The organism is Humidesulfovibrio sp. (genome assembly GCF_031082295.1).
GTDB lineage: Bacteria > Desulfobacterota > Desulfovibrionia > Desulfovibrionales > Desulfovibrionaceae > Humidesulfovibrio.
Map to the genome: position 1 here is coordinate 58,112 of NZ_JAVHLD010000003.1, position 17,723 is coordinate 75,834.

General features: G+C 65.2%; 13 protein-coding genes. 7 read left to right on the forward strand and 6 right to left on the reverse strand.

What is annotated here, in order from left to right:
• The first annotated feature begins 4 nt into the window (after window positions 1-4).
• On the forward strand, window positions 5-1,090 hold the full coding sequence (locus RDU24_RS02760; RefSeq protein ID WP_308734204.1) for a hypothetical protein: 1,086 nt from the start codon (window positions 5-7) through the stop codon (window positions 1,088-1,090).
• Here RDU24_RS02760 and RDU24_RS02765 read toward each other — a convergent pair.
• The 6 genes from RDU24_RS02765 to RDU24_RS02790 all read right to left on the reverse strand — a co-directional run bounded on the left by RDU24_RS02765 (window position 1,087) and on the right by RDU24_RS02790 (window position 9,119).
• Window positions 1,087-2,619 (reverse strand): B12-binding domain-containing radical SAM protein, encoded by a 1,533-nt coding sequence (locus RDU24_RS02765; RefSeq protein ID WP_308734205.1) that lies wholly within the window; start codon window positions 2,617-2,619, stop codon window positions 1,087-1,089. The genes RDU24_RS02760 and RDU24_RS02765 overlap by 4 nt on opposite strands.
• A gap of 86 nt (window positions 2,620-2,705) precedes the next feature.
• Window positions 2,706-3,803 (reverse strand): NAD-dependent epimerase/dehydratase family protein, encoded by a 1,098-nt coding sequence (locus RDU24_RS02770; RefSeq protein WP_308734206.1) that lies wholly within the window; start codon window positions 3,801-3,803, stop codon window positions 2,706-2,708.
• A 269-nt stretch (window positions 3,804-4,072) separates the two neighbouring features.
• Complete coding sequence (locus RDU24_RS02775) at window positions 4,073-4,936, reverse strand: class I SAM-dependent methyltransferase (protein WP_308734207.1); 864 nt, start codon at window positions 4,934-4,936, stop codon at window positions 4,073-4,075.
• A 37-nt stretch (window positions 4,937-4,973) separates the two neighbouring features.
• Window positions 4,974-6,395, reverse strand: a complete 1,422-nt coding sequence (locus RDU24_RS02780) for a B12-binding domain-containing radical SAM protein (protein ID WP_308734208.1) — start codon at window positions 6,393-6,395, stop codon at window positions 4,974-4,976.
• A 10-nt stretch (window positions 6,396-6,405) separates the two neighbouring features.
• Window positions 6,406-7,701: a hypothetical protein gene (locus tag RDU24_RS02785; protein ID WP_308734209.1), complete on the reverse strand. Its 1,296-nt coding sequence runs from the start codon at window positions 7,699-7,701 to the stop codon at window positions 6,406-6,408.
• Window positions 7,701-9,119 carry a B12-binding domain-containing radical SAM protein gene (locus RDU24_RS02790; protein ID WP_308734210.1) on the reverse strand — a complete coding sequence of 473 codons (1,419 nt, stop codon included), beginning with the start codon at window positions 9,117-9,119 and terminating at the stop codon, window positions 7,701-7,703. The genes RDU24_RS02785 and RDU24_RS02790 overlap by 1 nt, the downstream gene beginning before the upstream one ends.
• A 35-nt stretch (window positions 9,120-9,154) precedes the next feature.
• Between RDU24_RS02790 and RDU24_RS02795 the strand changes: the two genes are divergently transcribed.
• From RDU24_RS02795 to RDU24_RS02820, 6 genes are all read left to right on the forward strand, one after another.
• A complete protein-coding gene (locus RDU24_RS02795) occupies window positions 9,155-10,348 on the forward strand; it encodes a glycosyltransferase family 9 protein (protein ID WP_308734211.1) in 1,194 nt (397 codons plus the stop codon).
• A 300-nt stretch (window positions 10,349-10,648) separates the two neighbouring features.
• Window positions 10,649-12,097: a sigma-54-dependent transcriptional regulator gene (locus RDU24_RS02800; RefSeq protein WP_308734212.1), complete on the forward strand. Its 1,449-nt coding sequence runs from the start codon at window positions 10,649-10,651 to the stop codon at window positions 12,095-12,097.
• 139 nt (window positions 12,098-12,236) lie between these two features.
• Window positions 12,237-12,602 carry a response regulator gene (locus RDU24_RS02805; protein ID WP_308734213.1) on the forward strand — a complete coding sequence of 122 codons (366 nt, stop codon included), beginning with the start codon at window positions 12,237-12,239 and terminating at the stop codon, window positions 12,600-12,602.
• 28 nt (window positions 12,603-12,630) lie between these two features.
• Window positions 12,631-16,827, forward strand: a complete 4,197-nt coding sequence (locus RDU24_RS02810; RefSeq protein WP_308734214.1) for a PAS domain S-box protein — start codon at window positions 12,631-12,633, stop codon at window positions 16,825-16,827.
• The gene (locus tag RDU24_RS02815; protein WP_308734215.1) at window positions 16,817-17,230 is read left to right on the forward strand and encodes a response regulator; all 414 of its coding nucleotides are present in this window, start codon (window positions 16,817-16,819) and stop codon (window positions 17,228-17,230) included. Before RDU24_RS02810 ends, RDU24_RS02815 begins: the two co-directional genes overlap by 11 nt.
• Window positions 17,215-17,718, forward strand: a complete 504-nt coding sequence (locus RDU24_RS02820; protein WP_308734216.1) for a rubredoxin-like domain-containing protein — start codon at window positions 17,215-17,217, stop codon at window positions 17,716-17,718. The genes RDU24_RS02815 and RDU24_RS02820 overlap by 16 nt, the downstream gene beginning before the upstream one ends.
• Window positions 17,719-17,723: the final 5 nt, after the last annotated feature.

Below are 17,723 nucleotides of genomic sequence, written 5' to 3' on the forward strand. Positions count from 1 at the left end.
GTCCATGCCATCAAAGCAACACTTCCTGCTCGGCTTCCTGCTCTCCTGCGTACTGGCGCAGTTCATGGGGCTGACGTTTGGCAACACCATCCCCCCTCTGGTCTTTGATGCGGACTTATCCGAGTACGTCTACAAACCCGGCACAACCCTCCGTTACCATTCAGAGGGATGGGGAACGACGCAAGTCGGCCCTCATGGGCTCAAGGGGCAGGGAGCATTTTCCGCTAAACGGGACCTTTCCGTCGTGTTCTGGGGAGATTCCTTCGTGGAGGCCCTGCAAGTCGACGACGAGGAGAAGCTAGACGCGTCCTTCAACAGACATGCGCATAAAGCGGGACTGCCTTATAAAAGTCTGTGCGTTGGCCGCTTCGCAGACTCAATTGCGGACTACTACTTCAAGATTCCAGTCTATTCCAAGGCACTCTGGGACAAGCCACTTCACGTCATAGTGCTTGGAACAATAGGAGACACCATCCCTGGAGAGCAGGTGGCGTGCAGAAGCATCTTCCAGAGGGACGGAAACAACTTTGCATTCCAGCAGCGCGAATGCCCTCCAAGAGAATCCTCACTCAGGTTGAGGAACTTTCTTTACGAGTATAGACTCAACTTCCTCCAGACCCTCTACTCTCGAACGGCCGACAACAGCTTAAGGCTTCTGCCTTCCAATGGGACACGCGCGGCGGCGGATCAACAAAGCACACTGCTTTCGACTCCGCCCGGAGACTATGACCGCGCCTGGGACTACCTGTTGGAGCGCATGGCGGCAGTCACATCCGGACGCGTCCTCTTCATCTATTCCCCCGGAGTGCCTAGCGTTGCCAACGTCAATGGGTCGGGCATAATTTCCTTCAATAATCCAGAAACTGCTCACGTCACACGTTTCGCACAACGCTGCCAACTAAACGGCATCAAGCTTATTGACATGACCAAGCCCTTTGCCGAACATTTCCGCGAGCACAAAAAGTTCCCGTGCGGATTTAATAATACATTACCAGGACGAGGCCATTTGAACCCCGTCGGCATATCACTCATCGCGAAAGAATTAGTACGACATCTAAGCGCAGACGAAAGCCAAGCTAAACGTCCCTAGCCCACCAGCCCGGCCTTACTCTTCGGCAGATACACCGCAGAGACATACTTTCCGAACATCCACGCAGCCAGACGCACGTCCCAGAGGCCTGCATAGAACCCCAGGCGCAGGCGCAGGCGCGCCAGCAGGGCGAAGGGCAACGCGGCGACCTTGAGCGGATGCAAAAGCTGCCGCAAAGGCTTGCGGGCCAGAAGAACCAGAAAGTCGGCCCGTCGTGGCAGGTCCGGGCTGCCGTCGATCCAGCGGTAATCCTGAGCCTTGTTCAGGCCGAAAAAATCTCCACGCACGCACTCGGCCCACTGCTCGAAACTCTCCGGTTGGCGAAAGCCCCAATGCCCCACAACCTCGTCGTAGAGCTCGCCGCCGGGATACACGCGGTAGTACTGCGGCCCGATGATCTCGGCCACCGGGTCATGGTCGAGGATGGTGCGGATGAGCCCGAGGGTGGCCTCGTATTCGCTCCTGGTTTCACCGGGCACGCCCATCAAAAACGAATAGTTGCCGATGATGCTCGACCCGGCCAAGGTTTTGGCCACGTGCAGTATCTGCTCCACGCGGATGCCCTTGTGCAGCAGCTTGAGCACCCTGGGCGAGCCGGACTCCATGCCGAACTTCATCCTGCGGCAGTTGATGGATTCCAGTTCCCGCAACAGCTCCGGGTTGATATAGCCCTTGGTGAAGTAGTTGGCGCGACAGGTGGCGTCCCACTGGAAACGGAAGCCGCGCCGGCGGTACTCGCTGATGAACGCCAGCACCCGCTCCCTGGAGTGGAAGAAGTTCTCGTCGCGGAAGTAGATGACCTGCGGGTCGAAGCGGAGCACGATGCCCTCCACCTCATCCGCCAGGGCCTGGGCCGACTTGCCCGCCCACTTGTGCCCGCAGACGGCGTTGTAGCAGAAGGCGCAGGCAAATGAGCAGCCGCGCCCGGCGAGGATTTCCATATACTTCGGAAGATGCCGCTGCTTGGCGTCGGGCAAAAGGGTATAGTCGGTGGGGACCTCCGGGGGCGCGCCGGCCGGGGGGTTGCTCTGCACCGCGCCAGCCGAATCGCGCCAAAGCAGGCCAGGAATGGCCGCCAGGCGCTCCGGGGCGTCCGCGCTCGGGCTTGAGCACTCGTCAAGGAGACGGGCCAAGTCCGCGCAGGCCACCTCGCCCGGGCCGCGAACCACATAGTCCACCATCGGGTGACGAGCGGTCTGCTCCGGCAGAAGCGTCGGGTGGGGGCCGCCCAGAAGAACCGGCAATTCGGGCCGAAGCTTTTTGACCCGGGCCAGCAGCCCAAGCACCCAGTCCGCATCAGTGGAGAAGCAGGACACTCCGAGCAGCGTGGCCTGGGGGAGCAGTCGGGACAGCTCGGCCTCGAAGGCGGCCTCGTCCAGATAGCTGGCGTTGACCAGGGCCACGGAGATGGCTTGCCCCTTGAGGTAGCTGCCAACGGCCAGGATGCCCCAGGGGAAAGGCGACAGGCCGCAGTGGTGGTCGGGCTCGATGAGCAGGACGAAGGGTGAAGGCGAGGTCGGCGAAGGCATGGTCTATCTCCGTAGACAGGACAGGGTGGCCAAGAACACCTCACCATCGTTGTTCATCGCTCACACAGGCGACACAGGCTTGATGCTTACCGGATCGTATCGGCGACTCTCGCGGATCCGCCGGGGTCATTCACAGCCCTCGATCTGCGAAACCAATCGATGGTGCGCCCCAACCCGGTGCGCAGGTCGGTCTCAACTTGCCAGCAACCATGGTCAATTATCTTACGGATGTCCGCGACAGAATGTTCAATGTCCCCCGGGCGAGATGGGCAATGCTGTACATATGGGGAAGCGCCGCTGTCTGCGTTGATGCAAACGGCGCTCTTCAGAGCATCGTGCCCATTGTCGACCATATTCAACACCTGTCTTGCCAAGTCCAGAATGCTCACGCTCTGACCAGAGCCGAGGTTGTAGATGCCCGCAGGCAAAGCGGGCATCTCCATCAGGCCAGCGGCAGAAAAATACGCCTTCACAACGTCCTGAATGAAAATGAAGTCCCTCGACTGAGAGCCGTCACCAAAGATAGTAAGCGGTTCTCCATCGAGAGCCTGCGAAATAAACCGCGAAATGACCCCACTGTAGGGGCTCGACGGATCCTGTCTTGGTCCGTAAATGTTAAAAATGCGAAGGGCTACTCCGATGGGGTCCTCGGACACAAGGCGAGAAGCGCGAAATTTTGACTGCCCGTAAGGGCTCAACTGCCTAGTAACTTCACTCGCGTACTGCTCTTGGATCGGCAAGCGCAACTCCGCACCATATTCGGCGGCGGAACCGGCGAATACAAACCGGGCGGCCCCAGACCGCCGTGCCAAATCAAGCAGGAGACACGTAGATTCGAAGTTGACGAGGTTGGTTTCCACCGCATGGCTGACAGAATAGGGAACACTCACAATGGCGGCCAAGTGAAATACCGCTTGCAGCGGGCTTACCCGCTTGAAGACTCTACGCATGAGATCTTCGTCCAAGACAGATCCATGCACGAAGCGAAATTGCGGGTTCCCTTGGAACCGATGGACGTTCTTCACGTTTCCTGACGAAAGATCATCAATGCCTACAACGCCGTACCCGCTTTCCAGCAACGCATGCGTTAGGTGACCGCCAACAAAACCCGCGTTACCCGTGACAACACATATTCCACCTTGCTTCGAGTCCCGAGCGATCTCTGCCAATGTAACCATATCCATCTTATATATCCATTGAGTCCATTTGCAGATATCAAGCCATCATTACAAGAGGGCCGTGTATGCGTTCCACGCCTTCTCCACCAGTCACCCGCGGCAACAGAAAAAAAACCTTGTCTCAGACAATCCGGGGCATGCCAATAACACACCGACAGGACAGGTGTAATGCTTTGCCGACCACTACCTTCCACTCCCATGATGGACGTGGCCGAACCCTAGCCCACGTCTCTAAACTCGTCAAAGAAGATATACCTAATGACTCTAGACGATGCCTAAGTCGCTGACTTTCCGGCTCCACCCCTTTCCGCCACAACGAACATGCCTCCGGCCGGGACAACGAACCGGCGACGCAGCAAGGCCTCGGGCAGCAGGCCCAGGGCCGCGCGCGCAGCCCAGCCCAGGCCCGGCAGCGGAAAGCGCACGAAATGAAGCAGCACATACTCCGGTGAAAGCGCCTTCTTCGCCCCGCCAAGCTCGCGAACACTGAACCCGGTGCGGGAGAGCGCGGTCCGCATGGCGCGCGCGGTGAAGCAGAACAGGTGCTCGCCCTTGAACTCCACCCAGCGCGAGCCCAGCAGCCGGGCCGAGAGACTGTCCAGGCTGGGCGTGACCATGAGCAGCTTGCCGCCGGGGCGCAGGCTGCGCCGCAAGCGCGAGAGCGTGTCCAGCGGGTCGCGCATGTGCTCGATGACATCCAGCAGCACGCAGGCGTCAAAGCCCGCCTCGGCCAGCTCCAGTTCCTCGGGCACGCCGCAGCGCACCCGGCCCGGCCCCACCAGGGCAGCGGCAGCGGCCACGGAGTCCGGGGCGATGTCCGCGCCAAACACGTCGAAGCCCGCGGCCTGGGCCTCGGCAAGGAAATGCCCGCGCCCGCAGCCGAGCTCGAACAGCCTGGCTCCCGGCGCGACGTGGCGCTTCAGGATCTCAAGCGTGAGCCGGGCGCCGTGGCGCTTCATCTCCACTATGGCCGCATCCTGCCGGGGATCGCCGGTGCCGATGTGGTAGTCCTCGCCGTAGATGGCGCGCAGGGCCTCGTCATCGGGCTGCGGGTCGATGAACACCGCGCCGCAAGCGCCACAGCGTGCGCGCAGCAGGCCCTCGCGCTCGAACCAGGGCTCGGCGGCCCGTTCGCACAAGGGGCAGTTCCGGCTCGCCATCCGCGTCACGGCCGCCTCACTTAAGCACATGCCGGGCGTTGGCCAGGGCGAAGCGCAGGGTTTTCCAGAAGCTGCGCCGCTCGCTCTTCAGGTACAAGAGGAAGTAGACGAAGCCGAACCAGAGCTGAAAGAGCACGTTGGGCCGCAGGCGGATAAGCCGTCTGATGAGCGGCAGGGTCCAGGGCCAGAGCACCGCCGTCTGGAAAAACTTCTGCAGGTTCTGCATCTCGCGCACATGGGGCATGTTCAGGGTGGACTCGACAAAAAAGCTCTCGCTCATGTCGTCCACCGAGAAGGTCCCCGGCAGCATGCCCTGTCGGATGGCCAGGGCGGCCAGCGGCGTGCCGGGATACGGCGCGAAGATGGAGCACCAGGGGTAGTCCGCCTTTATGCGGATGTTCATCTCCACGGTGCTGAGCGCATCGTCCAGGGTCTCCCCCGGCAGGCCAAGGATGTTGTAGGTGCGGAAGCGTATCCCCGCCTCGTGCAGGCGGCGCGCCGTCACCAATATGTCCGCGTCGGACAGGCGCTTGTTCAGGACCTCGTTGCGCAGGCGCTCGCTGCCCGTCTCGATGCCGAAGAACACCGACTCGCACCCGGCCTCGGCCAGGCGGCGGGCGTAGTCCTCGTCCCGGGCGACAACGTCGGCCCGCGCCAGGCAGACGAAGGGCAGGCTGACCTGGGCCTTGTACGCCTCCAGGAACGGGTACAGCCACTTGCGGTCCACTCCGAAGCAGTCGTCTGCGAAGTAGATGACCTGCGCCCCGCGCTCGCGCTTGAGCATGAGGCACTCCTCGATGACCTTCTCGGCGCTGCGCACGCGCAGCATGCGGCCCTTGCCAGCGTAGAGCTTGCGCATGGAGCCCTGGAAGCAGAAGGCGCAGTCGAAGGGGCAGCCGCGCGCGGTGAGCACGCGCTGCACGCGGGTGTCGCGCCGGGAGCCCAGCACCTCGTAAAGCTCGCGGTCGGCAAAGGCGATCTCGTCCAGGTCGTCCACCAGGGGGCGCACGGGAGTTTCCAGCACCTTGCCATCCACCCGGCAGAGCACGTTGGGGATGCCCTGGAGGTCCTTTCCCGCGGCCAGCCGGTCCATGATCTCGACCGTGGCGGCCTCGCCCTCGCCGCGCAGAGCGGCGTCCAGGGCCGGATGCGCCGCGACATCGGGAAAGAAGGTGGGGTGCGGCCCGCCCATGAGGGTCGTCAGGCCATAGGCGGCCTTGACCTTGGCGGCCATGTCCAGAGCCCACACGTGGCCCCCGGTCATGATGGAGAAGCCGACGGCCTGGGGCTGGAACGCCTCGATGACGGGCGCGAACTCCTCCAGGCTGCTGCCCACGGCCAGACGGCATTCGTGCCCGGCCCGGCGCAGCTCGGCGGAGATGTACATGGGCCCGAGATACTCGGCCTCATGATTTTGCAGGAACAACAGCCGCGCCAATAAATCCCTCCTAGACCTTCTCGCCACGGACCTGGGCCTTCAGCGGACCAAGAAGCGACCCTCCCACGGCCACGGCCAGGGCCAGCAGGATCGCCTCGGCTGGCAGGATGTAGCGCAAGGAATAGACCCCGGCAAGCAGGATGACGCCGTAGCTCAGGCAGGAATGCAGCGCCGCCAGGGCATACAGCTGCGCCGAACGCGACCCGGTGCCCAAGCTGAAGGCCAGGGCCAGCGCCCCTGTGATGAGCACCAGGGCGTAATAGAAGGGCTGGCCATCGTAGGCCTTGCGGGCCAGCAGCCCGAGGAACCGGACGGGCATATGATTGAGCAGGGGCACGGCTGCGGACATGGCAAGCCTATCCTGTCGCAAGGCCTGACCCGCTGATCCTCCACCTGCCTCAGGGCCGACAAATTCCCCAAGCGTCGGACGGACCACTTCAAAGACAAGGCCCTCCATTGCCACGTCGAAGTGCGAGCGGCTCTTGTCCCAATGGGCGCGTGTGAGTTGCCGGGCCTCGGCCTTGGCGAAGGCGGCAAGGAACAGCTCCCGGGCGGCGGGCTCGCGGATGGCGGCGGCGTCTGCCGGGTCGGAGATGTAGAGCAGGCTGGACAGCAGGTGGATGCCCCCCGAGGAGGCCGTGGAGAAGGTGTCGTAACGCATCTGGTTGTCGGCCCCGCGCAGGGCCACAGTCCCTATCATGACCAGAGCCAGGAGCGCCAGGCTGGCAAGGCTGGCCCTGTCGCGACGGCAAACCGTGCGACCCAGCAGAAAGAGGCCCAGGAACACCGGCAGGAACAACAACTGCGGACGCAACAGAAGTCCCAGGCCACACAGCAGACACAGCCAGACGCGGCGGCTGCGACCAAGCAGGACATCCTCCGCCAGGAGCGCCCAGAAAACGATGAGCAGGGTGAAGCCAAGGGGCTCTGTGAGAAGCACCGCCGCGAACTTGAGTCCCGGCAGGGACAGCATCAGAAAAAGCAGGCAGCGCCAGGGCAGGCTCAGGTCCAGGGCGCGACCAACGCGCGACGCAAAGAAAACACTGGCGGCCACAAGGCTGGCCGTCTGCAGGCGGGCCACCCAGATCGCCATGCCCTCGCCAAACAGCGCCCTGAACAGGTCGAGAAAGTAGGGGTACAGAGGAGCGCGCTCCGGGGAATGGCCAAGGTAGGATGCAGTATCCGGCTGTATCTCTGGAGGCAGGGCCAGCAGTGCCGCCGCCGTTGCCACGCAGCACGCGACCCCGACAAAACCAGCGAGGCGGGCAGCGCCCGGACCCGGCATCAGCGGATGCGCGGCGGCCATCAGGACGTCCTCCCTGCCTGGCGGTTTCGCCTGAGCAGGGTCAGCCCCTGGCGCACCTGATCCAGCAAGAGTTGCGGGCGGGAGAGCAGACGCAGCGCAGTTCGCGCCAGATAGCTCGGCCGGGCGTAGAAGCGGCGGTTGCAGGACCGGCGCAGGCGCAGAATCTCCTCGGCGGACATGCTGTCGCTGGCGAGCACGCATTCCTCGCCGCTCTGGTCCATGGCCTCGCAGCCTTCCGGCACAAGCCCGCTGGCGGACATGCCCTCGCGCAGGCCCGTGCCCGCACGGGGCACCGCAGTGTGCACCGAGAGGTAGTCGGGGTCCATCTCGAGAATCAGGCGCATGGTGTTCTCCACGTCCGCCGGGCTTTCGCCGGGCAGACCCACGATGATGGTGGCCACAGTAGAAATGCCCGCGGCGTGGCAGGCCGCAAAGGCCTCCCTGGCCTGCTGCGGGGTGAATCCCTTGCGCATGGCCAGCAGGGTCTCTGGCTTGGCCGTCTCCACGCCCATGATGGCCGTATGGCACCCCTTCAAGGCCATGCGCCGCGCCAGGTCCGCGTCGAGGCGGTCGGGCCTGGTGAAGCAGGTCCAGCCCATGCCCTGGCTCGTGTGGGCGTCCGGCAGCACGTCCAGAAATTCCAGCGCCCACTCCCGCTTCGCCGCGAAGGTCTGATCCCAGAGCATGAACTCGCGCACGCCCAGGGCGTTCAGGTGGCGAATCTCGGCCGCCACCTCGTCCATGGGCCGCCGGTGGTAGACAAGCCCGGACATGACGCAGAAGCTGCAGGAGAACGGACAGCCGAAGTCGGTGAGCACGCCCGCGAAGGGGCGGCGGCGGGCAAAGGGGTAGCGGTAGCCGTAGTCCAGAAACAGCTCGTGGGGGGGCAGGCCCACGGCCACGCGCTGTTCCCTCGGCACCGGCGCTGACAGGATCTGGTCGCCGAAGCGGCCCGTGATGCCGGGCAGCGGCCCCGGAGCACCGCGGGCAAAGTCAGCCATTGAGGCGAGGGAGAAATCCAGCACCGCCGCGTTTAGGGTGCCCTGCTCCACCCAGGCCTCCGCGCCCTCCAGCAGCACGTCGCCGCAGCCCATGACCACCACGCCTGGGAACCGGGCAACCAAAGCGTTGAGAAAAACTCTGTCTCCTGCTACGGATACAGCGCCAACCAGGGAAAAGACGACATCCGGCCTCAGGCTGGCGATGCGTTTAAGGCATTCGTCCTCGGAGAGTCCGAGAGCGATGGAGTCCAGGGCCTGGACCCGGAACCCGCCCGCGGCGAAGACCGCCCCGGCGTGGAGCAACGCGATGGGGGCGAACAAGTACCCCGTGCGCGAGGTCTTGCTGCAGAAATAGTCGCGGATGATGGCGCCCTTGCCCGGAGGGTTCAGCAGGAGCACAAGTGGAGAAGACGGCAACGGGGGCACCTCCGAAAGGCCGCAAGGCCGTGAAAATGAAAACCCTGCAGGCCGTCGAGCGGCTCTGCGGCGGCATCGCGTGCAGCGTCCTCGGCTGTCTTGCGTGGCTGCTACCCGCAGGCCCGGTGCCGACGCAAAACGTCCGCCGGGTGCTGCTGGTCAAGTTCTGGGGCATCGGCAGCCTGGTGCTCGCCGCGCCGCTCTTCAAGAAAACCCGCGAGACGTTTCCTGGCGCGGAAATCATCCTCATGACCCTATCCGCCAACAAGGGCGTTGTCAAAATGCTCCCCGGCATCGACCGGGTTGAATTTGTGGATCTTGGCGGCAGCCTGGCCTCGGCCGTCTGGGCGTATCTGCGCTGCCTGCACCGCGCCTTCCGTCTCGGGCCCGACATCATCTTCGACATGGAGTTCTACACCAAGGCTTCAGCCATCCTGAGCTTCTTCGCTCGCGCGCCCATGCGCGTGGGCTACCACTCCCCCGGCGTGTGGCGCGGCAACATCCACAATTACCCCATCGCCTTCAACGTCTACTGGCACGTCTCGAGCAACTTTCTGTCCATGCTGGAGCCCTTTGGCGTGGCGCCGGACAGCGCCCCAAGGGGTTCCGAATTGCTGGGGCTGGAACACTGCCAAGGCCAGGCGCGTAACGTGCTTTCGCGGCTGGGCCTTAAGCCGGGCACATACATTCTGATCAACGTGAACGCGGGCGAGCTCGCGGTGGAGCGACGCTGGCCGCGGGAGCGGTTCGCCGAACTCAGCGCCAAGTTGTGCGAGACCTACGGACTGCCTGCGGTTTTTGTGGGGTCGAAAGCGGAGACGGACTACACCAGCCAAGCCTGGGCCCTGGCCGAAGAAGCCGGAGCGACGGGGCGGAACCTGGTGGGAGCGCTCAGCCTGGATGAGCTGGTGGGATTATGTGGACTGTCCTCGCTGGTCATCACCAACGACTCCGGCCCGCTGCATCTCGCGGTGGCGGCGGGCGCGCGCACAGTGTCCTTCTTCGGGCCGGAGACTCCGGTGCTCTATGGCCCCACCGGGCCGGACCACCTCGTCATGTTCGCGGACATCCCGTGCTCGCCCTGCATCAACGCCGAGCACGGCAAGCGGACCTTCTGCTGGCGCGGCACGCTGCACTGCCAGTTGGGCGTCAGCGTGGGCCAGGCCCTCGAGTCCATCGCCAGGCGCTTCGGGGACACCCTGAAGCAAACCCCGCCGCAAGCCAACTAGCTCCCGCCGCAGTCCCGCCAGTCGCCGGGCACAAAAAAAAGGAGCCGGGCAGGCCCCCCACCTGCCCGGCAGACACGCCGGTCCAACCGACGCGGCCGCCGGGAACGTTGCCGCCCGGCGCACGCCACTCCTCTATCAATATTCATTCCAATTTGGAACCACTCAAACAACTTCTTGTATTGCAACGAATTGCGCGCGTTTCCCACCTTTTTCCTAGCCAAATCCAGCTGCCCGTGCTACGCTCCGACCAGAATATTTCCGGCTATTCCAGAATTTCAGTCGTTTTGATCGGGGGCAGACGTGGCCAAAATCCTGGTGGTGGACGACGACGAGCTCATCCGCGAGTTGCTGGCGGACGCCGTAAGCAGGCGCGGCCACACGGCCCTGTGCACAGGCACCCTGGCCGAAGCCCGGCGCATCCTGGCGCGCGAGGAGCCGGACCTGGTCTACATGGACGTGCGCCTGCCCGACGGCTCGGGCATCAACGCCCTGGAGGAGATCCGCGCCGGCAAGAGCGCACCCGAGGTCATCATCATCACCGGCCAGGGCGACCCGGACGGCGCGGAGCTGGCTCTGCGCTGCGGGGCCTGGGACTACATCGAGAAGCCCACCTCCGTCGACCGCATGGTGCTGCCGCTGCTGCGCGCCCTGGCCTTCCGCGACGAAAAACGGCGGCGCAGATCGCCAACCCTGGCCGCCGGGTCCGGCATCGTGGGCACCAGCCCCAAAATGGCCGCCTGCCTGGCCCGCGCAGCCATGGCCGCCGCCAGCCGCGTCGACGTGTTCATCAGCGGGGAGACCGGCACCGGCAAGGAGGTCTTCGCCCAGGCCATTCACCAGAGCGGACCGCGCGCCGCCAACCGCTTCGTGGTGGTGGATTGCACCACCCTGCCCGGCAACCTGGCCGAGAGCGAGCTCTTCGGACACGAGCGCGGCTCCTTCACCGGGGCCGACCGCCGCCAGACCGGGCTCATCGCCCAGGCCGACGGGGGCACCCTTTTCCTGGACGAGGTCGGCGAGCTGCCCCTGCCCCTGCAGGTGAAATTCCTGCGCGTGCTCCAGGAACGCCGTTTCCGGCCCCTGGGCGGCGAGACGGAAATCAAAAGCGACTTCCGTCTTGTGGCCGCCACCAACCGCGACCTCTCGGCCATGGTCCGGCGCGGCGAATTCCGCGAGGATCTGCTCTACCGTCTGCGCGCCTTCCGCATCGAACTGCCCCCCCTGCGCCAGCGCGAGGGCGACATCCAGGCCTTGGTGGAGGCCCATCTGGCCAAGGCTGCCGAGCGTTTTGGCGGGACCGTGCGCGAGGCCAGCCCAGAATTCCTGGAAATGCTCGCTACGCACGACTGGCCGGGAAATGTACGCGAACTTTTACAAACTGTGGACATGAGTCTGGTTTCAGCGCATGATGATCCGGTTCTCCTTCCCCAGCACCTGCCCCTTGACCTGCGCGTTCGGCTCATGCGCCGCAGCGTGACTGATCGGGCCGAAGCGGGGCAGGGGCAAGCGGCGGACCAGGCCGACGGACAGCTTGCGGAGTTCCGGCCCTGGCGCGAGCACCGGGCGCAGTTGCTGGACAAGGCGGAATACGCCTATTTCTCTGCTCTTTTGCAACAGGTTGACGGCGATGCCGCCCAGGCCGCGCGGCTCTCTGGCCTCAAATCGGCCAGACTGTACGAGCTGCTGGCAAAGCACGGGCTGCTCAAAGCCAGCCGCAGGAAGACCAGGATTCCGGTTATTCCGGAATAGCGAACACGGCACGACCATGGACGCCAAAGAAGATTAACCATAAGAACACGTTAGCACCTCGGCTCATTATGGAACGCTTCTTGATTACCTGAACCTCTGCGGCGGGATAGAACCGCCCCAGCTTTCGAGGAGAGTGCTCATGGCCAAGATTCTCATCGCCGAAGACGACGCCCTGTCACAGAAGTTCGTGGCCACGGTTGTTGAACGCATGGGCCACTGCCCCTTTGTGAGCCCCCACGGGCGCCACGCCTGGGAAGCCATCTGCGCGGAGAACCACTTCGACATGCTCATTACCGACATCATGATGCCGGGCATGGACGGCACGGCGCTCATCCGCGCCATCCGCGAGAGCGAACGCCACGCCAAGATGCCCATCGTCATCATGTCCGCCTTCATCGGCGTCAATGACATCGCCGAACTGCTCAAGATCGGGGCCACCTGGTTCATGGCCAAGCCGGTGGAGCGGGCCATGCTCGAGGACTACATCAACAGGGCCGTAAAATAGCGCGGCTGGCCCCCGTGCGGAGCGCCTCATGCCAAGCGACCCGCCTCTGGCCACAAGCATGGCCCGGACCTGCCCTGTCGGCGCAGAGCGTCCGGCACTTGGCGGCCTGTCCAGCGGCATGATCCTGCGCCTCTGCCTCGCCCTTCTGTTTCTCAGCGGCCTGCCGACCCCCCCTCTCGACACGGCCCTGGCCGCCTCCAAGGCCCGCCAGCAGAAAGAACTGCTCGCCGCGGCCCCGGCCAACCTTCCGCCCTTCTACGCTCCCGCCGCCGACGGACAGCCCGGCGGCTTCGCCATCGAGATTCTGCGGCGCGTCGCGGAGAATTCCGGCTACGCGTTGCGCGTGCTGCCCACGGCCTCCGTGGCCGATGCCGAGCGGCTGCTGCGCCAGGGCAAGGTTCACGTCATACCGGGCTTGGACGCCAGCCCGGCTCGGGAACGCGCCATGGGCTTCACCAGGCCCTTCGATATCCTGCCCGTGCACATCTTCTTCCGCTCCGGGTCGCCGCCGCTGGAGACCCTGGCAAGCCTGGATGGCAAGCGCCTGGCGCTGGTGGCGGGCACCATCCCCGAAGATCACCTCATGGGCCGGGTGGAACTGCACATCCGGCTCACCCAGACCCTGGCCGAGGCCATCTTCGAGGTGCTCTCCGGCCAGTCCGACGCCCTGATCCATCTTGCGCCGGTGGTTCGGCAGGCCGCCCAGGCGGCAGGGGTGGAGCACAAGCTCCAAGGCAGCGCGCTGCCCCTGTACGAGGTGGGGCAGGCCATGGCCGTGAACAGGGACATGCCTCAACTGCTCGCGCAGCTGGACAAGGGGCTGGAGGACTTCCGCGACACACCGGACTTCCGCGAACTCTACCGGAAGTGGCACCCCGCGCCCGCCACGCCCCACTTCACCAGCGTCGCGCTGTGGACCATGGGTGTCCTGGCCGTGGTGCTCAGCGCAGCGCTTCTTGCCTGGCGCTACGTTTCGCTGCTGCGCGTGAACCGCAGGCTCATGCTTACCGTGGCCGAGCGCGACCGGGCTCTCGCGGCCCAGTGCCTGACGGAAGACCGCTTGCAGGCCCTGTTCACGCTGGCCCACATGGGCACCGCCAGCACCGAGGAGCTCGTCGAGTTCGCGCTGGAGCAGGGCGTGCGCCTCACCGGAAGCAGCAACGGCTACCTCATCTTCGTCGAGGAAAAGGGCGATGGAGAGGTGGAGGACCGAGGCCGCGCCGTCTGGTCCAAAACAGCAAGAGAGCGTTGCACGCTGCTGCCGGATATGCACGCCGACGCGACCTTCACCCTCAGCCGGGCCGGGCTGTGGGCCAACTGCCTGCGCGACGGCGTCCCTTCCATCGTCAACGACTATGCCGCTCACCCCGGCCGCCGCCCCCTGCCCGAAGGGCACGCCCCCATCGCGCGGCACATGGGCGTGCCCCTGGTGGAGAACGGGCGGTCCTTGGCCATGTTCGGCGTGGGCGACAAGCCCGAGCCCTACGACGAAACCGACGCCCGGCAGTTGCAGCTCTTCCTCTCCGGCCTGTGGCGCGTGCTGAAGGCCCGCCGCGACGCCGACGCCATCCGCCAGGCAAAAGACTATGCCGAAAGCCTGCTGGAAGGCGCCAGCACCCTGATCGTCGGCCTGGACAGGGCGGGCCGGGTGACGGCCTTCAACGCCGCCGCGGAGAAGCTTATCGGGCGCGCCCGCGGCGAGATGCTCGGGCAGGACTGGATCAGCAGCATGTACCCGCCCAGCCAGGCTTCGGCCATCACCGCCCGCTTCCGGCGCATCATGGACGGCGACTCGAACATCCCCCTGCAAAACGAGTCCACCCTGAGAACCAGCAGCGGCGAGGCGAGGCTCATCTCCTGGCAGAACAGCGTGCTCCGCCAGGGCGGCGAGATCACCGGACTCATCGCCTTCGGCCTGGACATCACCGAGCGCAGAGAGGCCGAAAAGGCGCTGAAGACGCAGAACCGCGAGAACATGACCCTCCTGAACGGCGTCCCGGCGCTCATCTTCTTCAAGAGCCTGGACAACCGCATCCTGCGCGCCAACGAGGCCTGGTTCAAGACCCTGGGCCTGGACGAGTCCATCCTCGGCGTGCCGCTCGACCAGGTCTTCCCGGCGGAATTGGCGACCAAGTTCCACCGCGACGACATGGAGGTCATCCAAAGCGGGCGGGCCAAGATGAACATCATGGAGGTGGTCGCCACGCCACAGGGCACGCGCCGCTACATCACCCACAAACTGCCCCAGCACGACGCCTCGGGCACGCTCAGCGGCATCATCTGCATCGCCACCGACGTCACCGACCTGCACCTGGCCGAGGAGGCCCTGGCCCAGAGCGAAGAGAAGTTCCGCACCCTGGCCGAAGACTCTCCGGCCCTCATCTGCCGGTTCCTGCCCGGCGGCATCATCACCTACGTGAACAAGATCTTGTGCTCCACCTTCGGCCGCACGGCCGAGCAGCTTCTGAACACCTGCCTGCTCGAACACGTGCCCGAGGAGGACCGCCCAGCCCTGCTGGCCCGCTTCGCCTCCCTTACCCCGGAGGCCCCTGTCATCATGGCCGAGCAAAGGGTCTTCCTGCCCGGGGGCCGGATAGGCTGGCTCAACTGGACCGACCGCGCCTTGTTCGACGCGGACGGCAACATCACGGCCTACCAGAGCGTGGGCATGGACATCACCGCCCGCAAGCTCGCCGAGCTGGACTTGAGGCGCCTGCACCGGGCCATCGAGCACGCCGCCGAGGGCTTGCTCATCACCGACAGGAGCGGCGCCATCACCTACACCAATCCGGCGCTGGAGCGCATGACCGGCCTGAGCGGCGACAAGGTCAAGGACTCCGGCCTGTTCATGAACGAGGTCCTGCCCATCATCCTGCGGCACCAGGATTCTCAACCCCGCCAGGGAGAAGACGGCGGCGTGTGGCGCGGCAACAGCTCCCTCACCCAGCCGCACGGCCAGACCGTGGAGGTGGAGTTCACCGTCTCTGCCACGCGCAACCCCAGCGGAGAGATCAGCAGCTTCGTGGCCGTGTGCCGCGACGTCACCGAAAAGCGCTTGCTCGAGCGCCAGCTCTGGCAGGCCCAGAAGATGGAAGCCCTGGGCACGCTGGCCGGGGGCATCGCACATGACTTCAACAACATCCTGGCCTCCATCATGGGCTTTACCGAGCTGGCCCTGGACGACATCCCGGCCTCCAGCCGGGCCAAGGGCAGCCTCATGCGCGTGCTCAAGGCCAGCAGCCGCGCCAAGGAGCTGGTGCGCCAGATCCTGACCTTCGGCCGCCGCTCCGACCGCGAACAGCGCGCCCTGGACCCCGACCAGGTCGTCAACGAGGCGCTCCGGCTCATGGAGGCCTCCCTGCCCAAGGACATCGAGATCCGGGCCGAGCTTGAGGCCAAGGGCTGCTTCATCCTGGCCGACCCTTCGCAGGTCCACCAGATCGTCATGAACCTGTGCACCAATGCCGCCCAGGCCATGAAGGACGGTGGAGGCATCCGCGTGGCGACGCGGGTGGTGCGCCTGGACGAGGACTCCCCGTCCCCGGAGCACAGCCTTCAGACTGGAGAGTATCTGTCCCTGACGGTCGAGGACTCCGGGGCCGGCATCGCGCCGAACATCATGGGGCGCATCTTCGACCCCTTTTTCACCACCAAGGACTCCGGCGAGGGCACCGGGCTTGGCCTGGCCGTGGTGCACGGCATCGTCTCCAGCCTCGGCGGCGCCGTCTTCGCCCGCAGCGAGCCGGGGCAAGGGGCACGGCTCACCGTGCTGCTGCCCACCGCGCAAGGCGGCCACGCGCAGGAGCCAGCGCACAGCCAGCGCAACACCAAGGGCAGCGAGCGCATCCTGCTGGTGGATGACGAAACCGACCTGCTGGACCTGATGCGCCTGACCCTGGAGCCCCTGGGCTACCAGGTGTCCACCCGCAGCCAGCCCGAGGCCGCGCTCAAGGATTTCCTGTCCAGCCCGCAGTCCTTTGACCTCGTGCTTACCGACCAGAGCATGCCCCGGCTCACCGGCGTCCAGCTGGCCACGCGCCTGCGCGAGGCCCGCCCGGATATGCCCATCGTCTTGTGCACAGGCTTCAGCATGGTCATCCCCCCTGATCGCCTGCAGGCTCTGGGCGAGGCCTGGCTTCTGCCCAAGCCCTTCTCCACGGACGAGCTGGCCGGAGTCATCCGCCAGGCGCTCGCAAACTCCAGGGGGGGACCGGATGCCACATAGAATCTTGGTCGTTGACGACGACGCGGATGTGCGCGAAATGGTCTGCCGCATCTTGGAATCCAACGGCTACGTCGCCATCCCGGCCGCAGGCGGACGCCAGGCCGTGGAACGCCTGCAGACCGACACCCCGGACCTTGTCATCACCGACGTGGTCATGCCCGAGGTGGACGGCTTCGAGGTGCTGCTGAAGCTCCGGCTGCTCACGCCGGGCGTCGGCGCGCTGGTCATGTCCGGCGGCGGACGCCTTGAACCGGAGGCCTACCTGGGCATGGCCACCAAGCTGGGCGCGTACGACATCCTGCGCAAGCCCTTCACCAAGGCCGAAATCCTCAAAGCCGTCAAGCGGGCCCTCATCTCACGAACCTCATACCCCCTGAAGGAGCTTTCATGCCCACGGACCTGACCCCGCCCCCCCTGGAGCCCTTGGCCCTGGCCTTTCTGCACCAGTCCCTGGCCTCGGCCCGCAACCGCGTGCGCGCCCAGAAGGCCGCCCAGGACGGCCATGCCCAAGCGGCGAAAGCCCTGCGCGCCCTGGCAGAGGCCCAGGAGGTGCAGGCCAAGAAGAGCCTGACCTTCCTGCGCGGGCGCATCGGCTCAAGCGCCGAGAACCTGGCCCTGGCGCTGCAGGAGGCCCGCGAGCTTGCCGTGAGCGCGCTGGACTGGACCCTGGCCTCCGAGCAGATGGGCGACAAGGCCGCGGGCTCGCTCTTGACCCAGATGGCCCGGGCCGTGGAAAGCCACCTGGGCCTGCCCGGCCTGTCCGGCCGGGAATCGGCCCCGGTGCGCTACCACGTGTGCGTCATCTGCGGGCACGTGCACGCGGGCGATGCCCCGGAGCGCTGCCCCGTGTGCCACGCCGTGCCGGAAAAGTTCAGCGAGGTGGAGGCCTAGACGTT